General features: G+C 74.2%; 4 protein-coding genes. 3 read left to right on the top strand and 1 reads right to left on the bottom strand.

Translation table 11 applies throughout. The features are described from left to right. Window positions 1–171: 171 nt before the first annotated feature. The 3 genes from pgi to mutL all read left to right on the top strand — a co-directional run bounded on the left by pgi (window position 172) and on the right by mutL (window position 4,074). Window positions 172–1,824 (top strand): glucose-6-phosphate isomerase, encoded by a 1,653-nt coding sequence (pgi, locus tag Q7A36_RS31705; RefSeq protein WP_305107796.1) that lies wholly within the window; start codon window positions 172–174, stop codon window positions 1,822–1,824. 86 nt (window positions 1,825–1,910) lie between these two features. Then, window positions 1,911–2,141, top strand: a complete 231-nt coding sequence (locus tag Q7A36_RS31700; protein ID WP_305107795.1) for a hypothetical protein — start codon at window positions 1,911–1,913, stop codon at window positions 2,139–2,141. 64 nt (window positions 2,142–2,205) lie between these two features. Continuing rightward, window positions 2,206–4,074 (top strand): DNA mismatch repair endonuclease MutL, encoded by a 1,869-nt coding sequence (mutL, locus tag Q7A36_RS31695; protein WP_305107794.1) that lies wholly within the window; start codon window positions 2,206–2,208, stop codon window positions 4,072–4,074. Between the two features lie 466 nt (window positions 4,075–4,540). On the opposite strand, the gene Q7A36_RS31690 is transcribed toward mutL, so the two are convergent. After that, a complete protein-coding gene (locus tag Q7A36_RS31690) occupies window positions 4,541–6,199 on the bottom strand; it encodes a Na/Pi cotransporter family protein (RefSeq protein WP_305107793.1) in 1,659 nt (552 codons plus the stop codon). Window positions 6,200–6,342 lie beyond the last annotated feature (143 nt).

Raw genomic sequence — 6,342 nt, 5'->3', positions numbered from 1 at the left:
TCCTTGCCCCGGGATGGGGCCCCCGGGGGCGGCCTCACGCCACCGGGCGTTGCGGGCCGCGGCCCTCCTGGCCTAAGCGGAGGCCCGGGGCAGATCGCCGCAGGGCGGACCCGCGCGGAGGCGCGGATATGCCCGGTACGGGAATGCTCCAGGCAAGGGGGAGTCGCCGGCATGGCAGAGGACAAGGGACTCGCGGCGGCCTGGGCGGCGGTCGAGGCGCTGGCGCGGCGCCCGAGGCCGGACGGCACCGCGCCGCACAGCATCCGCCCACTCCTCGCCGCCGATCCCGACCGCTTCGGGCGCTTCTCCTGGACGGTGGACGGGCTGCTGCTCGACCTCTCCAAGACCTCCCTCGACGACCGCGCGCTGGCCGCCCTGCTGGCGCTGGCCGGGGCCGCCGACCTCGCGGGGAAGCGCGACGCCATGGCGCGCGGCGAGGCGATCAATGCCACGGAGCGCCGCGCCGTGCTGCACATGGCGCTGCGCGGCGCGGGCGGATTCCGGACGGGCGAGGAGGATGCCTCGGCCGAGGTCGCCGCGGTGCTGGCGCGCATGCGGGACTTCTGCGCCGCGGTGCATGGCGGCGCGCTGCGCGGCGCGACCGGTGAGCGCTTCACCGATGTGCTGAACATCGGCATTGGCGGCTCCGATCTCGGCCCGGCCATGGCGACGCGGACGCTATGGCGGGAAGGGGCGCCGCTGCGGGCGCATTACCTCGGCAATGTCGACGCGCATGCCTGGGAGGCGATCCGCCCGCGCCTCGACCCGGCGCGGACCCTGGTGCTGGTGGCCTCCAAGACCTTCACCACCCAGGAGACCATGACCAATGCCGCGCTGGTGCGGAACTGGCTGCGCGCCGCGGTGGGGGAAGGGGCGGGGCAGCACCTCGCGGCGCTGTCGACCAACCTGGCGGCCACGGCCGAGTTCGGCATCGCCCCCGATCGGGTCTTCCCCTTCCGCGACTGGGTGGGCGGGCGCTTCTCGCTCTGGTCGGCGATCGGCCTCTCCATCGCGCTCGCCATCGGCTGGGAGGGCTTCGAGCGCCTGCTCGCCGGCGCCCGCGCCATGGACGCGCATTTCCTCTCGGCGCCGCTGGCGCAGAACCTGCCGGTGCTGCTGGCATTGGCGGAGGTCTGGCACGTCAACGGCCTCGGCTATCCCGCCCGCGCGGTGCTGCCCTATGACCAGCGCCTCGCCCGCCTGCCGGCGCATCTGCAGCAGCTCGAGATGGAGAGCCTCGGCAAGCGGGTGACGCTGGACGGCGCGCCGGTCGGCCGCGCCACCGGCCCCGTCGTCTTCGGCGAGCCGGGGACGGATGCGCAGCACAGCTTCATGCAGCTCATCCACCAGGGCACCACGCCGGTGCCCTGCGACATCATCCTCGTCGCCCGGCCCGACCACCCGCATGCCGACAGCCACCGCAAGCTGCTGGCCAATGGCCTGGCCCAGGCCAAGGCGCTGATGCGCGGCAAGGACGCGGCGGCGGTCGAGGCCGAGATGCGGGCGGCCGGCGCCGATGCCGCCGAGATCGCCCGCCTGCTGCCGCACCGGGTCTTCCCCGGCGACCGTCCCACCGCGACGATCCTGCTGCCGCAGCTCGACCCCTTCACCCTCGGCCAGCTCGTCGCACTCTACGAGCACAAGGTCTTCAGCCTCGGCGCGCTCTGGGGCATCAATGCCTTCGACCAATGGGGGGTGGAACTCGGCAAGCAGCTCGCCGGGCCGATCTTGCGGGCGCTGGAACAGGGCGCGCCGGCGGCGGGGGCGCAGGACGGCTCGACCACCGGGCTGCTGCGCACCATATCAGGGCTGCTCGCGGGCTGAGCAGGCTGTCGCGGCTTGGGTCACAGGGCGTGCGGCCCAAACCCCGAGGGGTTTGCTGAGGGGCGCAGGGCGGCGCGGGGGTGGGAATGGCAGGCCTGGACGAGACGGTGGAAACCCTGGGCATGCCGGCCGTCGCTGCGGCGCATCCCGAGGAGATGCGGGCGGAGGCCGACCTCCGCCTGGGGTCGCGGGTCGCGCTGCGCGCCGCGGCGCGAATGACCCCGGCGGGGCTGCTGGCCGCCGGGATCATGGCCTCGGCCGTCCTGCTGTCGGCCGCGCTGCTGGTCCGTGCCCTGCGACCGCTGCGACGATGGTGATCGCGCCCCCGCCGAGGGTGGTCGTGCCGGCCCGGCGTGACCCGGCCCGCCCCTGAGCCTGCCGATGCCCATCCGCCTCCTGCCCGAGACCACGGCCAACCGCATCGCCGCCGGCGAGGTGGTGGAGCGGCCGGCCGCCGTGGCGAAGGAGCTGGTGGAGAATGCGCTCGATGCCGGCGCCACCCGCATCGCCGTGACCCTCGAGGGTGGCGGGATCGAGCGGGTGGTGGTCGAGGATGACGGCGCCGGCATGGGGCCGGAGGATCTCGCCCTCGCGGTCGAGCGGCACGCCACCTCCAAACTGCCCGAGGAGGCGATGCTCTTCCGCATCGCCACCCTCGGCTTCCGCGGCGAGGCGCTGCCCTCCATCGGCGCCGTCGCCCGGCTGACGCTCACCACCCGGCCGAAAGGCGGCGACGCGCATGCGCTCACCGTCGAGGGCGGCCGCAAGGGGCCGGTGCTGCCGGCCGCCGGCGCGCCGGGCACGCGGGTCGAGATGCGCGACCTCTTCTACGCCGTGCCGGCGCGGCGGAAATTCCTGAAGAGCCCGCGCAGCGAGGCCGAGGCGGCGGTGGAGGCGGTGCGGCGCCTGGCGCTGGCCTGGCCGGAGGTCGGCTTCCGCATCGCCCTCGAGGGGCGGGAAGTGCTGGCGCTGGCGCCGCAGGACCGCGCCGCCCGGATCCATGCCCTGCTCGGCGCGGATTTCGCCGCCGCGGCCCTGCCGGTCGCGGGCGAGGGGGGCGGGCTCGCGCTCGCCGGTCTCGCCGCCCAGCCGGCCTATACCCGCGCCACGGGCACCGAGCAGCATCTGGTGGTCAACCGCCGCCCCGTCCGCGACCCGCAGCTCCGCACCGCGCTGCGTGTCGCCTATCGCGACCTGATCGCCGCCGGGCGGCACCCGGTCGCCGCCCTCTTCCTCGAGGTGCCGCCCGAGGCGGTGGACGTGAACGTCCACCCCATGAAGACCGAGCTCCGCTTCCGCGAGGAGGCCGCCGTGCGCGGGCTGCTGATCTCGGCGCTGCGCCGGGCGCTCTCGGCCGGGGCGGGGGAGGCGGTGCCGGCCCCGGCGCTGACCCAGTACCGGCCGAGCCAGGGAGGCTGGTCCGGCTGGCGGCCGCGCCCCGCCCCGGCGCCGCTGCCGGAGGCCTCCGCGGCGCGCGGCCTGGCCGAGGCGCAGCTCGCTTTGGCCTCCCCCGCCCCGCCGTCCGCCGCGCCCGCGACCCTCCCCCTCGGCTTCGCTCCGCCACGCCCGGCGGTCGCGCCGGCCGGGACCGATCCCGAATCCTCTGCCGTAGGCGCTCTCCCGGGGCCCCCGGCGGGGCCGCGCAGCGGACCCGCTGGGGAGGAAGAATACCCGCTCGGTCGTCCGCTCGCGCAGCTGCTCGACACCTATATCCTGGCCGAGGCGCCGGATGGCGCGCTGATCCTGGTCGACCAGCACGCGGCGCATGAGCGGCTGACGCATGAGGCCCTCCGCACCCAGCTCATCGCCGGCGGGGTGCGCAGCCAGCCGCTGCTGCTGCCCGCGGTGGTGGACCTGCCGCCGGCCGACGCCGCTGGGCTGCTCGGCTTCGCCGAGCCCCTCGCCCGGCTCGGGCTCGAGCTCGAGGGCTTCGGCCCGGGCGCGGTGCTGGTGCGCGCCCTGCCGGCGCTGCTCGGCCCGGCCGATCCGGCGCCGCTGCTGCGCGACCTCGCCGCCGAGATCGCCGAGTTCGACGAGGCCCTGGCGCTGGAGCGGCGGCTGGACGCGGCGGTCGCGCGGCTGGCCTGCCACGGCTCGGTGCGGGCGGGGCGGCGGCTGTCGCCGCCCGAGATGGCGGCGCTGCTGCGGCAGATGGAGGCGACGCCGCGCGCCGCGACCTGCAGCCATGGCCGGCCGACCTTCCTCCGCCTCGGCCCGGCGGAGCTGGAGCGGCTCTTCGGCCGGCGCTGAACAGAAACTGGCGGCTCGGCGGGGGCCAGGAGTCGGGCGAAGCCGAGCTTGGCGATCCGTGGTGTCGAAGCGGCGGAACCGCCGCCACCACGCCGTCCTTGTGCATGTCGAGACCCGCGCTACGCAGGCGGAGAACCCCCATCGCGTCCTCCTCCTCTGCCGCCGGCGCGGGAGGTCCAAGGCCGCAAACTCTCAACAGCCCGCTTCCGGGCCATGCAGCCCCCGGTGCAATCGGGGGTGCTTCGGGACCACGGCGGGTCGGCCATTGCGGTGGGTAACGGATACCGGATCGCCTGGCCCCAATACCGTTCACGGATACCGGCCAGCAATAAAGCTGACCGGTCTGGCTTCACGTTCGGCGCGCAGCCGCCACACCGGGCTCCCATCGCCGCCAGGCCGCGACGGGGACCCGGCAACCCTGCGCGCAATACCGTCTTGCGGAAATCAAGACTTCTGCGAGACAGTATCAGTCCTCCGTCCGCAGACGGGTCGGCAGCAATTCGCCCTGGGCCTGAAGGATCGGGTAGGCAGCCGCCTCGACCAGGTGTGCATTCACCCGCTTCAGGTCGCGCACCACGTCGAGATGCAGCGCGCTGGTTTCCGCCGTCTCGGGCAGCCCCTCCCGCAACCGCGCGACATGCGCCTGCGTCGCGGCCGCCTCCAGGTCGCGGAACGCCTCCTTCTCGGCGGCAAGCAGGCGCGCGGCGCGGGGATCCTCGGTCACGAAGACCGAGGCGGCGGTGCGCAGGTTGGCGGTCAGCCGCCCCATCATGGCCGAGAGCTCCGCCTGGCCTTCCCTGGAAAAGGCCAGGCCGCGCTTCAGCCGCTTCGACGCCAGCGCCGCCAGGTTCTTGTCCACCACGTCACCCGCATGCTCGATGTTCATGGCGAAGGCGAGGACCTGGTCGACACGGCGCCGATCCGCATCGGTCATCGCCTCCGCCTCGAGCGAGGCGACATAGACCTTGATGGCCTCGTTGAGCCGGTCCAGCACGTCATCGAGGCGCCGCGTCTCCGCGATCCGCTTGCGGTCGCCCTGCTCGAAGGCGTCCTGCACGCCTTGCAGCATCGCCTCGAGCACGTCGGCGAGGCGCAGCGCTTCGCGTGCCGCCGCGCCAATGGCGACCACCGGCGTCTCGATCGCCGCCTTGTCGAGGTACATCGGCCGGGACGGGTCCGCCTGGTCGAGCCGTGCCGGGAGCAGGCGGCGCAGCAGCGCTGCGTAGGGATGCAGGACAGGGAAGAACAGGACGGCGAGGGCAAGGTTGAATGCGGTGTGGAAGTCGGCCACGGCGCGGGCCGCGTGCGGCTCGACCGCCATCACCAGCGGCGCCAGGTAGGGCACGATGACGAGCGCCATGGCGCAGCCCAGCACACGGTTGAGCAGGTTGCCGAGCGGCAGGCGCCGGGTCGCCGGGTCGTCGCCCGTCGCGCCCTCCAGGACGGGGTTGATGGCCGTTCCGAGATTGGCGCCGAGCACCAGCACGAAGGCCGCTTCCGGGGAGGCGATGCCCTTGGCCGCGAGCGACATGACCAGCAGCACCACGGCCACGCTCGAGTGGGTCGCCCAGGTCAGGGCCGCAGCGAGCACAATGGCGACGAGAGGCTCGGCCGAGATGGCGTCGAGGACGGAGCGCAGCGCCGGTGCGGTTTCATAGGGCGTGATGATCTCGAGCAACTGGTGCAGGGCCATCAGCATGAGGCCGAGACCGATGACGACCCGGCCAAGGTCGCGGGTGCGCGTCGCGTCCCCGCGACGGAACATCAGGAAGCCGAGCGCGACCAGCGCCGGCGCCACGCGGGAGACGTCGAAGGACAGCGCCTGGACGATGAGGGTGGTGCCGACATTCGCGCCCAGCATGACGGCGAGCGCCGGGACCAGTTCCACCACGCCCCCGGCGGCGAGGCCGGTGACCATCAGCCCCGTCGCGGTACTGCTCTGCAGGACGGCGGTGACGCCCAGCCCGGCGAAGAAGGCGCTGAGGCGCGTGCGGAGCGCCGAGGCCAGCACCGCCCGCAGGCGCGGCCCGAAGGCGCGCTGGACGCCGGTCTGCACCATGCGCACGCCCCAGAGGAGGAGCGCCACCGAACCAGCGAGGTCGACCAGCATCAGCGGAACATTCATGCCCTGCCTTCTCCGTCTCGGCCGGTCGCCCCGATCCGAGCCCTCGGCATGCTCCCCGGGATGCGATCATTGGTCGAGTGGATATCCGATCCAGCGCCGCCGGGGCGCACCGGATCCGCACCACCCGGGCAGAGCCACCCGCG

The organism is Paracraurococcus lichenis (assembly GCF_030657435.1).
GTDB lineage: Bacteria > Pseudomonadota > Alphaproteobacteria > Acetobacterales > Acetobacteraceae > Paracraurococcus > Paracraurococcus lichenis.
Note: the sequence above shows the minus strand (reverse complement) of the source record. Positions and strands in the feature narration are given on the sequence as shown.